The sequence below is a fragment of the Prosthecobacter fusiformis genome (assembly GCF_004364345.1).
Taxonomy (GTDB): domain Bacteria; phylum Verrucomicrobiota; class Verrucomicrobiia; order Verrucomicrobiales; family Verrucomicrobiaceae; genus Prosthecobacter; species Prosthecobacter fusiformis.
Window position 1 is genome coordinate 144,690 of the sequence record NZ_SOCA01000006.1, and the last position, 16,892, is coordinate 161,581.

At 56.8% G+C, this 16,892-nt stretch carries 11 protein-coding genes; 2 read left to right on the forward strand and 9 right to left on the reverse strand.

The window, feature by feature from the left end; all coding sequences use genetic code 11:
• Positions 1 to 26: 26 nt before the first annotated feature.
• A complete protein-coding gene (locus tag EI77_RS15790; protein ID WP_133796261.1) occupies positions 27 to 1,913 on the reverse strand; it encodes a DNA topoisomerase IV subunit B in 1,887 nt (628 codons plus the stop codon).
• 264 nt (positions 1,914 to 2,177) lie between these two features.
• Between EI77_RS15790 and EI77_RS15795 the strand changes: the two genes are divergently transcribed.
• Positions 2,178 to 2,951: a hypothetical protein gene (locus EI77_RS15795; RefSeq protein ID WP_133796262.1), complete on the forward strand. Its 774-nt coding sequence runs from the start codon at positions 2,178 to 2,180 to the stop codon at positions 2,949 to 2,951.
• On the forward strand, positions 2,948 to 4,930 hold the full coding sequence (locus tag EI77_RS15800) for a hybrid sensor histidine kinase/response regulator (RefSeq protein ID WP_133796263.1): 1,983 nt from the start codon (positions 2,948 to 2,950) through the stop codon (positions 4,928 to 4,930). Before EI77_RS15795 ends, EI77_RS15800 begins: the two co-directional genes overlap by 4 nt.
• 62 nt (positions 4,931 to 4,992) lie before the next feature.
• On the opposite strand, the gene EI77_RS15805 is transcribed toward EI77_RS15800, so the two are convergent.
• The 8 genes from EI77_RS15805 to EI77_RS15840 form a co-directional block, all read right to left on the reverse strand.
• Positions 4,993 to 7,056 (reverse strand): TonB-dependent receptor, encoded by a 2,064-nt coding sequence (locus EI77_RS15805; RefSeq protein WP_166647292.1) that lies wholly within the window; start codon positions 7,054 to 7,056, stop codon positions 4,993 to 4,995.
• A gap of 119 nt (positions 7,057 to 7,175) precedes the next feature.
• Complete coding sequence (locus EI77_RS15810; protein ID WP_133796265.1) at positions 7,176 to 7,592, reverse strand: hypothetical protein; 417 nt, start codon at positions 7,590 to 7,592, stop codon at positions 7,176 to 7,178.
• A 56-nt stretch (positions 7,593 to 7,648) separates the two neighbouring features.
• A complete protein-coding gene (locus EI77_RS15815) occupies positions 7,649 to 11,692 on the reverse strand; it encodes an immunoglobulin domain-containing protein (RefSeq protein ID WP_133796266.1) in 4,044 nt (1,347 codons plus the stop codon).
• Between the two features lie 77 nt (positions 11,693 to 11,769).
• Positions 11,770 to 12,144, reverse strand: a complete 375-nt coding sequence (locus tag EI77_RS24105; protein ID WP_133796267.1) for an HNH endonuclease — start codon at positions 12,142 to 12,144, stop codon at positions 11,770 to 11,772.
• A 1-nt stretch (position 12,145) separates the two neighbouring features.
• Positions 12,146 to 12,370 carry a hypothetical protein gene (locus EI77_RS15825; RefSeq protein ID WP_133796268.1) on the reverse strand — a complete coding sequence of 75 codons (225 nt, stop codon included), beginning with the start codon at positions 12,368 to 12,370 and terminating at the stop codon, positions 12,146 to 12,148.
• An 87-nt stretch (positions 12,371 to 12,457) separates the two neighbouring features.
• Positions 12,458 to 14,665, reverse strand: a complete 2,208-nt coding sequence (locus EI77_RS15830) for a GTP-binding protein (protein ID WP_133796269.1) — start codon at positions 14,663 to 14,665, stop codon at positions 12,458 to 12,460.
• Positions 14,666 to 14,881: 216 nt separating this feature from the next.
• Positions 14,882 to 16,069: an MFS transporter gene (locus tag EI77_RS15835; protein WP_133796270.1), complete on the reverse strand. Its 1,188-nt coding sequence runs from the start codon at positions 16,067 to 16,069 to the stop codon at positions 14,882 to 14,884.
• Positions 16,066 to 16,827 carry a phytanoyl-CoA dioxygenase family protein gene (locus EI77_RS15840; RefSeq protein ID WP_133796271.1) on the reverse strand — a complete coding sequence of 254 codons (762 nt, stop codon included), beginning with the start codon at positions 16,825 to 16,827 and terminating at the stop codon, positions 16,066 to 16,068. Before EI77_RS15840 ends, EI77_RS15835 begins: the two co-directional genes overlap by 4 nt.
• Positions 16,828 to 16,892: the final 65 nt, after the last annotated feature.

Below are 16,892 nucleotides of genomic sequence, written 5' to 3' on the forward strand. Positions count from 1 at the left end.
CCCAGGGAACGCTGTAATGAGTGAGTTCACGCTGCCTCTGGCAGTGCGCCATCTTCGCCTTTGAAGTCCAGCTCCTTCTCCACGCGGAGGTTGTCCACGATGTAGTGCTGGCGGTCAGGGGTGTTTTTGCCCATGTAAAAGGTGAGGAGTTCCTTGATGCTTTTGTGCTCGGGCATCATGACGGGCTCCAGGCGGATCTTGGGACCGATGAAGTGCTTAAACTCATCCGGGGAGATTTCGCCAAGTCCTTTGAACCGGGTGATCTCGGCACTTTTGCCGCATTTGTGGATGGCACGCTGGCGCTCCGTATCACTGTAACAGTAAAACGTTTCCTTCTTGTTGCGCACGCGGAAGAGCGGCGTCTGGAGAATGAAGAGGTGGCCGGCGCGGACGATCTCTGGGAAGAATTGCAGGAAAAAGGTGATCATCAGCAGGCGGATGTGCATGCCGTCCACATCGGCATCGGTGGCCAGGATGATTTTGTTGTAACGCAGGTCCTCGATGTTTTCGTCGATCTGGAGGGCATTCGCCAGGAGGTAAAATTCCTCGTTCTCATAGACGATCTTGCGGCTGAGGCCGAAACAGTTCAGCGGCTTCCCGCGCAGGGAAAAGACACCCTGGGTATTCACATCGCGGCTTTTGGTGATGGAGCCGGAGGCGCTGTCACCTTCGGTGATGAAGAGGGTGCTTTCTTCCCGCTGCTTGTCCTTGGTATCGAAGTGGATGCGGCAGTCGCGCAGCTTTTTGTTATGCACCTTGGCCTTGCGGGCGGATTCACGGGCCGCTTTCTGGATGCCGGAGATTTCTTTGCGCTCCTTCTCATTGGAGAGGATCTTTTCCTGCAGGGCCTTGGCGATGTCGGCTTTTTTATGCAGGAAATTGTCCAGTTCCTTCACCACTGTGTTGATGATGTGGCTGCGCAGGTTGCGGCCATTGGGTTCCATGTGAGTGGAGCCGAGTTTGGTCTTGGTCTGGCTTTCGAAGATGGGCTCCTGCACTTTCACGGAAACCGCAGCGATGATGCCGGTGCGGACATCGCCTGGTTCGAATTGTTTTTTATAAAACTCCCGGCATTCCTGGACGATGGCCTCGCGGAAGGCGGCCATGTGAGTTCCCCCCTGGGTGGTGTGCTGGCCGTTGACGAAGGTATAAAATTCCTCCCCATATCCGCTGCCGTGGGTGAAGGCCACTTCGACATCCGTGCCATCCAGGTGGATGACGGGATATTGAGGCTCTTCCGTGAGCTTGGCGGCGATGAGGTCGCGCAGGCCCTCCTTGGATTTGAAGGATTCTCCGTTGAGCTTGAGGGTCAGCCCGGGGTTCAGCCAAGAGTAAAAGCGCAGCATTTCCCGCACGTAATCCAGCTTGAAATGGACGTGGGGGGTGAAGTTTTCAGTATCGGGCCGGAACGAGATGCGCGTTCCGTCCACTTCCTCCGTGGGCTGGGGCGTCTTCATGTCCTTGCGGACGATGCCCTGGCTGAATTCCATGGCGCGTGTCTGGCCCGCACGAAAAGCCTGGATTTTAAACTGGATGCTGAGCGCATTCACCGCCTTGATCCCCACTCCGTTGAGACCGACTGAGCGCTTGAAAACCTCACTGTCATACTTGGCACCCGTGTTGATTTGGGCACAGCATTCCATGAGCTTACCCAGGGGAATGCCACGGCCATAGTCGCGGATGGTCGCCTGGTGGTCTTCGGTGATTTCCACCTCGATGAGCTTTCCGTAGCCCATCACGTGCTCATCAATGCAGTTATCAATCACCTCCTTGAGCAACACATAGATGCCGTCCTCCGGCTGGGAGCCATCTCCCAGCTTGCCAATGTACATGCCAGGGCGCAGGCGGATGTGCTCGCGCCAGTCGAGTGACTTGATGCTGTCTTCCGTATAATTATGGGCAGGGGTGGACATGGGAAAGGGAAGGGGGCTAAAAGGGTGAACCGAAATGGCTCACTCTCTTGGTAAGGCGAAATGGGGATGCGTCAAGACATGGCGCAGCAGGCGGAGGAGTGCAGGAGGAGAAGCGAGCTAGTTTTTTCGACGGCTTAGAGCCAAAATAGCCTCTTCGTGCAGGATGCGGCTCCTCTAGGCGTCACGGATATTCAAAAAAAGTTTAATTCCTGCTGGATTTTATTGATATTTTATATAAATTTACATAACTGTTAAAAATATCATATGCCGTTTTCCTTCTCTTTCATTGACCAGCTTAGCTCGGGCGACCCGCTCCCCGATCCTGCTGCGATGATTTATGGAGCGACAGGGCCTGTGCCGGACCCATCGCCCTGGATTGTGCATGAGGAACCCGTTCAGCAGATCCATCGGGAGCCGATTGAGCTTCCCATGCCATGCTCCGGCGGGCTTGCAGCCCTGGCCGTGGAGCAGAGTGTCTCAGCACCTCTGGCACCCCCATCAAGAAAGCTGGCCAGCTACATGGCCCCCGGGCCTGCCATCGCCGCCAGCCTAGCATTGGCGGCACAGTCCCCCACTGGGGTATCCATTCAGGGGGAAACACCGCAGCAGGCACCTTCGGTAGCCAGTCATTTTAATGCGGTGCAGAGCCTGCAAAGCCGGGATCTGGCGCAATTGCGCTTAGACCTGGAACGGGAGATTGAACAAGTCCGTCAGGATCTCTTCGGTGCGGCCATGGGCGTCAGCGCTTTGAAGGATCGTCTGGATGATCTGGAGTCCACCGTTGTCAGTCGTCCACCGGTAGCAACGTCCGCCTTTTCCACGGCTGAGGTGGAATTGCTCGTGCGTGGCTGGCTGGATGACCACCTTCCTCCCTATGTGGAGCAGGCCGTCAAAAACACGCTGGACCAGGCTGTCCAGCAAACTGTCTCCGCTCTCAGCAGCAGCGAGTTTTTCCGCATGCCGGTTCATACCCCCGGCCTCACCCCTGAAACCATTCTTTCCCAGGCCCCGCAGATTCTCTCCTCCACCCTCTCATGAACTCGCTCCGACTTCGATTCCTGCTCCCGCTTATCCTGTTCGGCTTTCTGCCTGCCATTGGTGCTGCCCGTCTGATGGGGCATTCACTGGAGTGGTTTTTCGGTCTAGAGGGAATTCTGCTCGGTGGTGGCGTCTTTTTGACCGGTTACCTGCTCAGCGGGTGGGTGTTAAAACCAGTGGTCGCGGTGATGAATGCCACCGCATCCGTTCTCCGGGGGGTGCCTCCGGCCAAAGAGATCGCCCAATGGCTGCCGACGGATTTTTGGAAACTGCGCTGCGATATCAACATGCTCTTTGCCAAGCATCGCCAGTCACTGAATGCGGCAGAAACACATGCCTGCCAGACGGCCCAGCGCCTGATGAATGCGGAGCGTCTCCTGCGTGAGGCCTTCACGGCTCTTCAGGGAATCTTTGCCGCCAGTGATGAAGGTGTGGCCGTGGTGGATTCCCATGGCATGATCATCGCCTCAAATGCGAAGCTAGACGAATTTCTGGGCAAGCCTCTGGAAGAACTCGGTGGCCGGGATGTGACGACGCTCATGAAGGCCGTGGCCTCACGCTTTGCGGAGCCTGAAAAAATGGCTCTCTGGCTGGAGCAAAGCACTCAGAATCCTCAGTTTCAGGACCTCATCGAGGCGGATCTGGCCACTCGGGACGCAGGTGCCTACAGTGTGCGCACGGCACCCATGCAAACGGATACTGGGGAAGTCATCGGAAGGTTGTGGATGGTGCGTGATTGCAGCCAGATGCGTGGTCTCCAGCGCCAGCTCCGTGAATCGCAGAAGCTCGGCACCCTGGGCCAGCTCGCGGGTGGCATTGCACACGATTTCAACAACATGCTGACCGCTATTCGCGGAAACCTGACCCTGGCTGAGCTGCAACCCGCCTCCAATCAAGGTGAGGTGCGTGAAAAACTGCAATGCGCTAACCAAGCCACCCAGCGTGCCGCTGATCTGGTGAAGAGCCTGCTGGGTTATTCACGCCGGAGCAGTGGCCAGAGTCTGCGCAAGGTGACCAATGTGAAAAGGCTGCTGGCAGAAGTGCAGACCTTGCTGAAGCACAGTGTGGACCCGCGTGTGGAGATTCGCATTCGTGCCGGCATGGATGCATCCTTTGTCGTGTCAGATGCCACGCAGCTTGAGCAGGTGATCTTGAACCTATGCCTGAACGCCCGCGATGCGCTGCCGGAAGACAAAGGCATCATCGAGATCGGCATCGAAAACGTCACCCATCGCAGTCCGACGGGAGACAAGGGACCGGCCGAGTTTGCGATGATCGTGGTGCGCGACAATGGACATGGCATTCCAGAAGACGCCCGAGGACGTGTTTTTGAGCCCTTCTTTACCACCAAGACCAATGGCAAGGGCACCGGCCTGGGCCTGAGCATGGCGCAGGACATTGTGCGTGAGCATGGCGGCTGGATCGAATTTGACAGTGTGGAAGGTCAGGGTTCGGAGTTTCGCATCTATCTCCCACGCACGGAAGATCCTGAAAATGTGGAAGAAGATCCGACCTTCGAGCCACAATCGAGCATGGGCTCGCCTGCCGGAATGCGTGGTAACATCCTCGTCGTGGATGATGAGGCCCCGGTGCGCTCCATCGCTGTGAACATGCTCTCCTTCCTGGGCTACCGTGTGATGGAGGCTAGCGATGGCCAGCAGGCTCTGGATATCCTGCTTAACAGCAATGAGCGCGTGGATGTGGTGCTCCTGGATATTTACATGCCGAAACTCAGCGGTCGTGACACCTTCAAGCAATTGCGTGCTGCGGGCAATGACGTGCCAGTGGTGGTATGCAGCGGCTTTGTGATTGATCCGGATGAGTTCGTCATCCTCGGCGAAGGCCGTAACCCACCTGTTGACATCATGCTGAAACCCTACTCCCTGGACGGCCTGAGCAAGTCCATGGCCAAGGCCATCAAGACCGCGCAACCTCCCGAACAGTTTGCGCGTGAGATGCAGCCGGTGATGTCGGCGTAATCATTGATTCAACAAAAAAGGCGCAAAGGGAGTTTCCCTTTGCGCCTTTCTTTTTGAGTGTTTTAGAAGCGATAAGTCACGCGGAAACGGAACATCCGTGGTTCCACCGGATGGAAGTGGGTGTCATTAACGGCGACGAGCTCGTTCTGGAGCTGGCTTTCATAATAATACTCAATGTCATTGTCGGAACGGTTGAGCAGATTCAGGCAATCCACGGCGGCCTCCCAGTTCTTCCTGCGGTATCCCACCGTGCCATTGACCATGATGCTTTCGCGTCCTTCGACCTGTCCGGTTTCCTCCAGTGGCCTGCCCGTGAAGGCGCGCACACGCATGCCGGCGAACCAGCCGTCCGCATTGCCCTGTGCACCCAGGTTGATGCCGCCGCTGAACATCACCGGCACACTGTTCGGGATGCGGTCGGCATTGCCACTGTCCTTCAGGCGTGCATAGGTCAGTGCCAGTTCGGCATCCGCGCTGAACCAGTTGTTAGGCCGCCAGTAGGTGGCCAGTTCTACCCCATAGCGCTCAGAGCCGGGGCCGGGTTCATTCGTACCTGCATCGCCGACGTAGAGCAGCTCGCTGTCACTTTGCAGCCAGAAGAGCGCCACAGTGGTCGTCAGATCGGGGATCGCCTGCGTGCGCAGGCCGATTTCAGCCCCCATCGTGCGCACCAGTGCATCCGCAGGATTGGAGCGTGCAGTGACACCGCGTGCGTCATTGCTGTGGAAGCCAGTACCGAAGTTCAGATAAAGCTCCGTCTCATGCCATGGGCCAAAGACCGCGCTGAATTTCGGACTGACGATGCCTGCCCACTCCGCGTCTTCTCCGGCAACCGTGCTCTGGAGGGACTCGAAGTAATACAGGTCACCCCGCAGACCCAGGACGGTGCGGAACCACGGGGTCCATCGGTTGACCATTTCTCCATAGATGCCCGCACTCCCTTCCCAGATGTCGTCCTGGCGGGTGGTGGCCAGCCGCTTGCGCTCACTGGTATCATAAAGTCCGATGTCACTGATCAAGTCATGCCGTGTTTGGAAACCCACAGTTAGATCGGACTCAATGCCGAAAATATCCCGGTCTTCCCAGGTGCGGGAAAGCTGGCCACCGAAAACCCAGCGTTGCTCTGATTGTTCGAACTGGTCCCCTTGGGGTCCCTTGGTGAAGTAAGTGAAATTGGAAAACAGATCCAGCGAGTAGTAGATGCCATAGATGTTGGCACGCGTGACGACGTCATCATCCCGGTGTTCAAGGGCCACATTCAGGCTGTAGCGCTGGCTTTCTCCTCCTGCCGTAGGATCGAGAGTGGAAAACCGGTCCAAAGTCCCGTTGTTCACTGCACGCAGAGGGATCTGGTCGGTGCTGGTCCAGGTGCCGCGATAACCCATGAAGGTGATGGAAAATTTGTTATCCTCATCCCCCCTGAAGTAACGCAGGAGGCCGTTCCAGCGGTTGAACTCCTCCGCCTGCGCCCAGGGGCCATCGTAATAATTTTGTTCTAAACCATACGTTAGGCCTTGCTGGATGCCTTCGTTCTCACCTGCTTGGATGGGCATCGTGCCCGCGATGAGCGCACGATAATAATTGTGTTCGCCAAACTCCAGGCGCACCATGTTTTGCGGCATCATGTCCCAGAGTAGAAAATTCGCGCTGCCCGCCGTGGAGAGGTCGCCATCGGCCGCCGTATAGGTGCCCTTGGCATAATCAATGGCCTGCACCAACTCCGGGATGAGCGGGTTCAGATCCGTATATCCCTGGCCATGGGCGTGGGTGCGCATATTCAGCGGCATGCCATCCAGGCTGATGGAAAAATCCGTGCCGTGGTCCAGGTTGAAGCCGCGCAGGAAATACTGGTTGGCCTTACCACCCCCTGCATGCTGGGTGATGATGACGCCGGGGATGGTTTCCAGGATTTCCCCCCGGCGCATGAGCGGGCGAGAGAGGAAGTCCTCCTGGGTGGCACGTCCTTTAGACGCGCCATCGGTAGTGCCTAGCAGATTGCTGGCTTTGCCTTCTACCACCACTTCCGGCAGGGTAGGGATATCAGTGGGAGACGCCTCCTGGGCGGCGATGCTGCCTGCCAGGGCAAGCGCCAGCAGACTGGATGAAATAAAACGGGAGAGATGCATAAAATGAAAAAGGGTAATGGGAGCAGAGCGGTGGACACACCGGTGCATGAGCGGAATGCAGGCCTGTATGTCAGGCCACGGGAGATGAGGAAAGGCACTTCAGGCCCTTCGGACGGTGATCAGCTCCACCGTGGCGGTGGGATCGGCGGCGCATGGGCCAGCCTGCGCATGACTGGGTCATGCCAGTCAGGGTGCGGATTTTTCGCTTGGTGCGCACATTTCCAGGCGAATCCGCCAAGGTCATTCACCACCCAAAGTTTCTCCTTCGTATCCTTGAACTTATACGGCTGCGGAGCCTTGGGCTGGGCGGGTGGCAGCAGGCCGTTGATGTCTCTACACTCCTGATCATCCGCTGCGTGCATCTGATCCTGGCCTAACTTTTGAAGTGTGTGTGTCACACTCTGTGCCAGAGTCATTTCGCGATCAGTCATCATCCGGGCCACCATCATGATCCCACCCAACACTAGTGGCCCGCCCAGCAATTGAAACAGGGCGAGCAGACAGAGGAGCCGGGCATGTCGGGTCAGGACGGCCATGAGTGCCCCATACTGTGAGATCCCCCCGCGTTTGCAAGCGCCAGATGTGATTCCTTTTAGCGGGGGCTGATCGTCATCTTGCCTGAGGAGATGATGGTATTCACCGGCACCTCTGCGGTGGGCAGCCCAGGCAGCAGAAAATAACCCACGCCCAGATGTTCAGCGCCATCCTGGATCAGCATTCCCTGCAAGGTAACCGTGCGTTTAAACGGCTTGGTGGTGCTGGGGCGCAGATCCACATCCATCAGGGTAAAGCTGCCGGACAGCAGCCCTGTCTTGACACTGGCCGTAAGTTTCAGAAGTGCCTTACCGGGTGTGTTAAACAGCGTGATTTTGCTGTTGTCCAAGATGTTCAGATCCTGGCTCGGGTGGTCCGCCACTGCCTCAATGCCCGCGTATTCGAAATCCACTTCCGCATTTTGATTGCCCTTCAGGAGGCCTAGAATGACGGCGTTTTCACCCGTCGGTGGCATAAAGCGCGCCCCGGTGGCTTCCAAGACAACGGGAGTAACCACCGGTGTATCTACCAGGCCAAATCCATCTTTATAGATCCGTGCTTTGACCGAGGTGTTTTTTGGCCGTGTCCAGGTAAAGCTGCCATCCAGCGTATTGTCAGCGGTGTCCTCCGGGGTCCCTAAATTCCCCAAATCAAGGGTCATGGTACCCAGCAGGCTGCCCTTGTCCGTCGTCGTATAAAGCGTCTGGTAAATGAATATCTCACCCTCCGGTCCCACAAAGGAAGCCGTGGTGAATTTCTCTCCATCTGCCGTGCGCCCGGTCACGGAAATTTTGCCGTCCAAGGCAGTTGTAAACGATCCGTAACCCCACCCCTGCGGCACGTTATCATTACCAATCAAGCCGCCCGCTGGGAGCAGCCGCAAACCAAAAGTGTGCAGTCCCAAATAAGCCGTCGCTTTGGTGACCCGCGAATCCCATTTTTGACGCCAGCCGGTGATGGCAGCTTCTTGCCCATTTCGTGACACCTTGGTGTCAGTGGCCAATACGTAGTCTTCATTATCCATTACGAGGACCAGCTTCATTTTTGCAGATTTGTCAGGAGGCTGGATTTCCACCTCAGCAGTTGGCAGCTCACTGCCGTCGGCCAGGATATCTAGGCTTCCCTTGAAGGACATCTTCATCGTCCCCATCGTCAGGCTGCCGCTATAGGCTCCCAAGCCGGTGATTTTCAGGTCCAGCCGACCCCCCAGCCCTTTATTCAAATCAGCGTTGCGTGCCACCCACCCCACATAGGTTCCCTCTAGATTTTCTGGATAATCATGGATCGTGATGGTATCCGACACCTCGGTAGAGACCACCGTATTCTTGGCACTTACCGTGATCACTCGAGTAGCTTCAGCCTTGGTCGGTCTGCCCGTGATCTCACCTGTCTTCGTATTCAGTTTCAGCCCTGCTGGCAGGTTTTTGGCGGCATAGGTCAGCGGCGTCCGGGCAAAGGCATCGGATACTTTTATCTTGTGGTAATAAGCTCCACCCACGATGCCATCGTCCATGCCTTGAGTGGGGTTCACTTCCGGTGCGGCATTGAAAATACGCACATGGGTGGTGGCACCCGCAGTGGGCTCACTGTCACCGCTGGTCACCTCGCAGGTATAGGTCCCGCTTTGGGCTGTCAGCACGCCTTTCAGGGTCAGCGTCTTTGTCTTTCTGCCCAAGACTAAACTGCTGTCACCAAAGGTGGCACCGTTCCTTTTCCATTCCCATTTTAGATCCGGCCCCGCCGCTTTGGCTGTGAGAGTGACCGTCTTTCCTTCCTGCACGATGACTGTTTTTTCAATGTCTTCCACCACACCTAATGTCGCCGTACTCTGTTGCGTACTCACTGGCACACCGCCCGTGACTGCCACCGCATAAGTCCCTGCATCCGTCAGCTTGGACACGGGGATAATGTACTCATCATTCGTCCCGTTGGTACGAATGATGGCGTTATTCTTCTTCCACTGATAGCTTTGGATGGAAGGTCCTGCCTCCACATCAAAGGTGACCGCTGCTCCCAGCTTGGCCACTTGGGATCTCGGGGGGGTAGCGATGCTAAGCGCAGTGCTTCCATCACCTGAAAGCATGATTTCAAACGGGCTTTCATTGGGGTCATTACTCAGGATACTCAGCGTCGCCGTTCTGCTGCCTATGACCGTCGGTGTAAAAGTCACCGTAAAGCTCGTCTGCCCGCCCGTCAGCAGGCTGTTCACTTCCAGTTCGCTCAGGATGAATTCATCTTTTTGGGGTCCCTCCACATCAATGGCCAGATCCGTCAGCGTCTCAGTTCCAGAGTTTAAGAGGGTGATGGTATGCACCTGGGATGCACCCACCGGTAGCATGCCAAATTCCAGGCTGGAATTTTCGAAAACGAAGGCGGCGTTTGTCGGGCGCTTCACGGTGATGTCCACGGGTGGTGCCGTCACCGCGACGCTAATGGCCGGACTGAATAGTCTGGCGCGTCCCGCGATGATTGGACGCACAGACAGAAGATACTCACCGGCTTCCTCTGGGATAAAATCAAACCCTGTCTCACCATCGGCCACATCCGTGAGGGTGACCTGCGAAGAATCCTGCAGCCCGTTAAACATCACCTGATCAATGAACCACCCCCGGCTGTCTGAGGTACCCGGCCACAAATAAAGAATTCCATCCAAATCGACAAAGACATAAGCAAACCGTATCCGGATCTGTTGACCCTCAAAAGCAGCCAGGGAAACCGTGCGCAGGTTAAAGCTAGTCTCGCCAGGTCGGCTGCTCTGTCCGGCAGGGGTCGCCCCGGCCTGGGCATACACATCTATCCAGTTAACTCCGTCGTCCACGGAAACCTGCACCTTGGCGATTTGATGTTCGGATGCCGTTTTGAGGCTGCTTTGAAATGTAAGCTCAGCTCCAGGCTTCACCAAAAAGGTTTCGTCATAGGTGATGTATTCTGATGTGAGAAATTGATCGGGATGTGTCAGCCGGTAACCAGCCGTTCCAGAGTGCTTCACCGTGGTGGATGTGGGAAGGTATGTCCCCGTGGTGGATGCCGTGATCCGGTCCAAATTTTCAGCTTCATCATTGGCCGTCGGCAGCAGGAGAATGGACTGCCATTCATAATCCGTAGCTCCACCCATCGCGGGAAAGCTATAGCTTGTTGTCGTCTCCGTCATTGCCACCAGCGGTCCCACGGGCGTGAGCGGCGTATAGACCGGCTTGAAATCCACCTTCACATTATTTCCGCCTGAGATCACCGCACTGCCAGCGCCATTGAGCCCCGGTCCAGAAAACGTCACCGCACGCGTCGTGTCCGTGGTCGGCACGGGTACCGCATATCCACCTGAGCTAGTCGTCACTGCGTGAAAGCTGGATCCTGCCACATTCACTGTTAGGCCACCGATGCCCTCGCCCAGATCATAAAAGTCATTGCCGTTAAAGTCATAATAAGCCACGCCCGTCACATAGGCCAAGCTGTTGCTCTGACTGCCTAAGTTCTGGGTGACCAATTGCGGACCCACCGTCAATCCCGTCGTTGAGTTGTAATTTGTGCCAAACAGCACCCCGATGCCAGCCTCCCGATACTTGTCCCCGTGGATATTGTCCCGGTGTCCGCGTGGACTCTGCATTCCATCATCATTGTCATCCTCCCAGTCGATCTGGAAGCCCGCGTGTCCGTGGAAGACAGATTCTGCAAAAGAAAACACATTTTCTCCCAAGTAGGCTCTGGGATAGCCTACCGCCGTCACACGATCTGTCAGCGTGTCGCCATTGCTACTCACATGTCCTTGGAAGGCATTGTTCAGCAAATCCAGCGTATGTCCGCGTGCCATTTGGGTCAGCTTCGCATTCATCGCCAAAGGCGGCAGTACTGGCAGGGCATTGAATTCCGCCTGCATCAGCGTCAGATCCACATCACAAAAATCAATGGCCTGCAGCACATCCGGATCCGTGCTCGTCGCCATGCGCAACCCTTCAGCGGCTGGGTTCGCGCGCGCGCGATTGATCATTTCCAGATACTGCTGCTCTTCATCCGTGGGATCACCGATGGAATAAAGAGTCGTTGCCTGGCCCCAGGTAGCACTCGCCACGGCCAGCATAACAAAAAGCGACAAGGCAAACTTCATGCTCCACTATCCCCCAAACATCCCATACAGCAACTTCTCAAATGTGAGAATTCCGCAAGGGGGGCTTCTGAGATCAATCAGTCCAATCTCAGATTTTGCTGCTCCTCACGGTTCATTTCCAGGAGCCAGACGGTCGTTCTGCCCATAGCGGTTGTGCCACTGATACGACCTTGGTATCGTTCGAAATGATCGCCCCATTCGTGCTGACGTGGATGGAAGAGCGTACATATTTTCCCTGTGTCTGGGTCATAGCCAGTTAGATTCGGCCCCTTGTGGAGATTGCAGTTCGGGCAGGCTAAAGCCAGATTTTCCAGGGCTGTCTGTCCCCCATGCTGTTTAGGAATGATGTGCTCGATGTGAAAGGACAGAGCTGAATCGTCTTGAGACAGGTTGCAATATTCACAGCGCTCCCGAGCCCTTTCACGAACCATTTTACGCAGCCTGGCCTCCATCTCAGCGTTGGCTTAGGGTCTCGCGGGCTTCCTTGCGTAACAAAGAAAGGACCGTGTTGGCTGCCACAATGCCCTCCAGCTCTTTTCGTTCCTCCACGGTGAGCGTTCCTTCGGCATTCTTATCCGCCAGCTCGTGATAACGCTCTTCATCTCCTGAAGAGGGTTTCAACTCGACGACAGCCTCCAAAAGCTCCGTTCGCAGCGTCTGTGCCAGGGGACGGAGCATGCGACCTAAGATGGGCGAATTCGAGATCGTCATGGGTTCATAGTGCCTCAAATGGGTGCAATTGCCACTTCATTTTGTCCTTCCCCCTCACTCATCCCGATGCGTCGGCGTCGGTTTGCCTGGACGGAAATGTTCCTCATGCTCCAGCTTTGCGGTTAGGGTCGGGAAACTGGCGGTTGTCTCCTCCAATCCTGTCTTCACCGCTTCCATCAGCGTCGCAGGATCCGCCTCTGCCCGCAGATTCACGATCAGTTGCCCGCCTTCGCTTGGCTCATCCAGCTCCATCCCCAGTTCCGGGATGTAGTCGCTCCGCACCAGATTGATGGAGGCTAGCTCTCCTGCGATGCCGTCATCCGGGCTGTAAGTCATTTTAAAATGGGCGATCTCTGTTCCCTCCTTCTGCAACTGCTCCTGTACATTCGTCGCCAGCGCCCGCAGAAAATCATTCGCCTCGAATTCCTCGGTCGCTTTCAGCGTCACCGTCGCATTCAGCCAGCCCAGCAGCGCCTCCCCATCCGCATACACTTCATAGTCCACCGCCATCGGGTTACGTCGCGCTTGCTCATCCGTCATCAGTTGGGAAAACAGATCCGTCAGCCCCGTCTCCTCTCGCGGCGATGCAGTCACGATGCGAGCCACCGGAAACTCCTTCTGCAAAACCGCCCGCAGCTCCTCCCGCGCCTCCTCACCGAGGAGGTCGCTTTTGCTGATCACGATGATGTCCGCCTCCTCGAGCTGCTTTTTGAAAATGTATGCCACCTTGCTGGAAAAGCTGCCCCCGGCATCCAGGCCGAAGACCCTTCGTGCCCGCACCGGATCCACCAATACGCTCAGCGGTGCCACGGTAAAGGCATCCCCATACATCCGCCTCAGCGGATACGTCACCGTCGCCACCAGGTCTGTACAGCTACCCACCGGCTCCGCGATGAAAACATCCGGCTTTGCCTGGTCGGATAGTTTGTTAGCCGCCTCCACCAGGGTATTAAACCGGCAGCAGAAGCACCCTCCCGCGATCTCCTCCGTCGCATAGCCTTGCCCACGCAGCAGTTTCGTATCCACCAGGCCACCTGCCTGGTCATTGGTGATCAGCCCCACCCGCAGCCCCTGGTCCGTCAGGTACTTGGCCAGACGGCCCACCGTTGTGGTCTTTCCGGCTCCCAGGAAACCGCCGATCATGATGTAACGTGCTTTGGTTGGCATGGCTTCTTTTGAATCAATCCCAGCCTCCGCGCAAGCATCACCGCAGGGAGGTGCCTCCGCTTTTCTCTTCAGCAGCGTAAACTGCCCCGCGCTCCCGGTCTTCAGCATCAACCAGTCATGCATGGTGACTGGCGTGGGGCAGCCTTTGGCATAGCGATTGCCAAAGTCATCCTCCACTGCCGATTGGGGGCCTAGATAGACCACGGTTTGATCCTTTTTGGATGACCGGAATCCCGGCTTCACCGCCTCGATCAGCACCTCACGCAGGGGGATTCCTTCCGCCTCGAAATACCCTTTCTCGGACAACTTGGTAAATCGGGCGCTGGCAAAACCCGCTGCCTGTAGTTGCGTGATCAGGGAAGGGAAATCTGGCACATGCTGCACTGCCGCCGCCGGTCCTGGCAGGGAAGAACATGGGCCGGTGAGAGGGCGGTCAGCCGCCAGGCCATGCAGCGTCACCTTGCCGCCGGGGCGTAGAGCGCGCAGCACGTCACGCAGCAGCGCGGGCAGGTCCAGTGAAGCAGGGGCCATGTTAAACGTCCCCTCCAGCACGACCTCCTGCAGGCTGTTCGTTTCCATCGCCAGTGGCAGCGTCACCTCCTCGCCCAGTTGATGGGTCCAGCTCGCCACAGGCGCGTCCGGATCGGACCCCCCGTCCATCCCTGTTGGCAGTTCGTGATCCGGCGCATGGCCGTCCCCATGATCATCCATATCTTCATGAAAAATGTACAGCTCCAGCAGCACCCCGTCAGGATCACGTACCCAAAACTTCGTTTGTCTGGAATAACAGCAGGCAACCCCATCCTCCCTCAGCGTCTTGTGGCCTGCTTCCTCCAGCCGCACCTGGATGGCCACCAGTTCCTCCGCATCCAGCAGGCACAGCCCCACATGATTCAATGCTCCAGCGGGACCGCTGCGGCCTGGCACCAACGAGACCACCGCAGGCGGGGACTCCACCTCAAACTTGGCGTAGTCCGCATGGTGCTTTGCCGCCGGTTTGCCAAACAGCACTTGATAAAACGCCACCGATTTGGACAGGTCCGAAACATTCAGGGACAGGTGAAATTTGCGAACAAGAGCAGCGGAGTCAGGCATAACGGAGAGTTTCAAAAACTAAAACAGCAGGCCCACTAAAACGTCTGCCGATGGCGCAACGATCATCGTATTTGCGGATATTGGCAAAAAGCGTAGCTCGATATTCCAATATCGAGAACCCTTGAGCGGACAATGCGTGACCGGTTGGAGGCAACCCAGAGTGGAGGATACGACATCCCCTCTAGGTCTTGAAAGTGGGGGATGACCAGTTGGACATCAGGCCTCTCTCCGGGGTTTCAAAAACAGAATCATCAGCCCGATGATCAGGCAGGCCGGCGCAGCCGCGATAAGTGTCACCGCATAGCTGCTAAAGGCAGAATGTCCCCACTCCAGCAGCACAGGACCCAGAGCGGAGGCCACCACCGTACACATCTGCGCCATGCCTTGGATCCGGCCCAGGTGACGCTTGCCAAAGGCATCACTCCAGATGGCGTAAAAGGCCACCATGATGATGCCGCCCGCGGTTCCGGAAATGGCCGCCAGCACCCACAGGTCGGACTCCGTCCGCAAAAGTTGATACCCCGTCAAAGCCGCCGCTTGCACAATCAGCGCACCGCCCAGCCAATAGCGAATGGGCATCCAGCGCGTGCCCACTCCGCAAAAGATTTGCCCGAGCAAAGCAATGATGAACGACACCGATTGAAACTTCACAAAGACCTCCTGGCTGAATCCTCGCTCCGCCAGAAGTGCCTGGTTAAAAAGCCCGATGCCCGATGACAGAGCGGCAAAGGCGGCAATGCCCGCGCAGTAAGCCCAGAAAGCGGGGATGCGCAGGCATTGCTGCAAGGTCAGGTCGTTAGTCCCACCCTCGGCCATTTGCTCTATCGTGATACCTGGACGCAGTAGGAAGCTGATCGGCATCAGCACAACCAGTCCCACCGCAATGCTCCCCCAGGCCATCCGCCAGCCAGACTCTGCCACGGCCGTGCCCACAAAATAAAACGCTGTGGCAAACAGCATGGAAAGCAAAAGTGAATAGCTCCCCGCCGCAACTGCGGAACCTTGTTTGAAAGCCCGTCCCGCCACCGCCAGACTGAGGACTGACAGCGCACTCTGCCCAAAGGCCCGCGTCAGCAGCACCAGGCCAAAAAGGCCTAACCATCCAGGCGTGGCAATCCAGCTCATGGCTCCCACCACCAGCGCCAGCGCAGGCAGTAAAATCAGCGCCCCTTTTCTCAGTCCCATCCCGTCCAGCCACGCCCCTACCGGCAAACAGGCTGCTGCCCCCAGCAGCGTGGCCCAAAGATTGATCTGCGCATAGGCATGACGGCTCAGGTCCAGTTCCGCCAGCAGTGGCTCCGTGATCAGTCCCAGGCCATGCGTACGCCCGGGCAGCGTTGCCACCATCAGGAAGGCACCGGCCACCACTTGTGTCCAGACAGCTGGGGGAGTCTCAGATTTCACCGGAAGTAGGTCTGCGTTTTACCATACTCCGCATAACGCTCCTGGAGCCAGTGATGAAAGAAAGAATAATGCGAATCACGCAGATCACCACCGTCCCGCGCTGCACTGTAGCTCAGGTACAGAAGCCGACGTGATTTCTCCGCCTTGTTTGACCCTGACCGGTGCGGGGTGAACCCGCTGAAGAAGGCCACATCTCCTGGTTGCAGTTCCAGCGCCACTCCTCGCGTCAGGTCCACTTGGTCATCTTTCAGCGTATGATACATCCCGTCGCGCGGGCTCATGCATCCCTGCTGATGATAGCCGCCAAAAACCTCGGTTGCCCCGCTGTCTGCGCTCGAGGGATCTATTGCCACGATCACCGTCATGAAGCTTTCCGGGAACCCTTCCCAGGAGATGAAGTCCTGGTGCATATCATAGCCCTTTGCACCCGCTGGTTTGAAGATCAGTTTGTCTTTAAACAGATAAGCCTGCTCGCCATACAACTGGCCCGCCATATCGAGAAGCTCCGGCGCACGGGCGATCCGCTCACAGACCGGACTGATGTCAATCACTGGGTCAAAGCAGTCGAACCGGCACTCCCCTGTCTCCGCATGATCCTGCCAGCGGCAGCGGATGTTGTTTGCATCCATGAGGTGGGAAAGAGTCATCAGCCTCTCTGCTTCATCTTGCAGAGCTGCCGCATCATCGGCGAAGACACCTCGCACCGTTAGATAGCCGTCACGGTGATAGGCAGAGATTTGATCAGGAGTCAGAGGCATGTTAGAAAAAAGGGAAAACTGCACAATGACGGCTAGCAGCCATTTCCAGCCTGCCAGCCGTCATC

Coding starts and splice junctions, on each gene's coding strand:
- EI77_RS24105 (WP_133796267.1), bottom strand. CDS start 12,144: ATGGAGGCCAGGCTGCGTAAAATGGTTCGTGAAAGGGCTCGGGAGCGC.
- EI77_RS15795 (WP_133796262.1), top strand. CDS start 2,178: ATGCCGTTTTCCTTCTCTTTCATTGACCAGCTTAGCTCGGGCGACCCG.
- EI77_RS15810 (WP_133796265.1), bottom strand. CDS start 7,592: ATGGCCGTCCTGACCCGACATGCCCGGCTCCTCTGTCTGCTCGCCCTG.
- EI77_RS15790 (WP_133796261.1), bottom strand. CDS start 1,913: ATGTCCACCCCTGCCCATAATTATACGGAAGACAGCATCAAGTCACTC.
- EI77_RS15830 (WP_133796269.1), bottom strand. CDS start 14,665: ATGCCTGACTCCGCTGCTCTTGTTCGCAAATTTCACCTGTCCCTGAAT.
- EI77_RS15800 (WP_133796263.1), top strand. CDS start 2,948: ATGAACTCGCTCCGACTTCGATTCCTGCTCCCGCTTATCCTGTTCGGC.
- EI77_RS15840 (WP_133796271.1), bottom strand. CDS start 16,827: ATGCCTCTGACTCCTGATCAAATCTCTGCCTATCACCGTGACGGCTAT.
- EI77_RS15825 (WP_133796268.1), bottom strand. CDS start 12,370: ATGCTCCGTCCCCTGGCACAGACGCTGCGAACGGAGCTTTTGGAGGCT.
- EI77_RS15805 (WP_166647292.1), bottom strand. CDS start 7,056: ATGCATCTCTCCCGTTTTATTTCATCCAGTCTGCTGGCGCTTGCCCTG.
- EI77_RS15815 (WP_133796266.1), bottom strand. CDS start 11,692: ATGAAGTTTGCCTTGTCGCTTTTTGTTATGCTGGCCGTGGCGAGTGCT.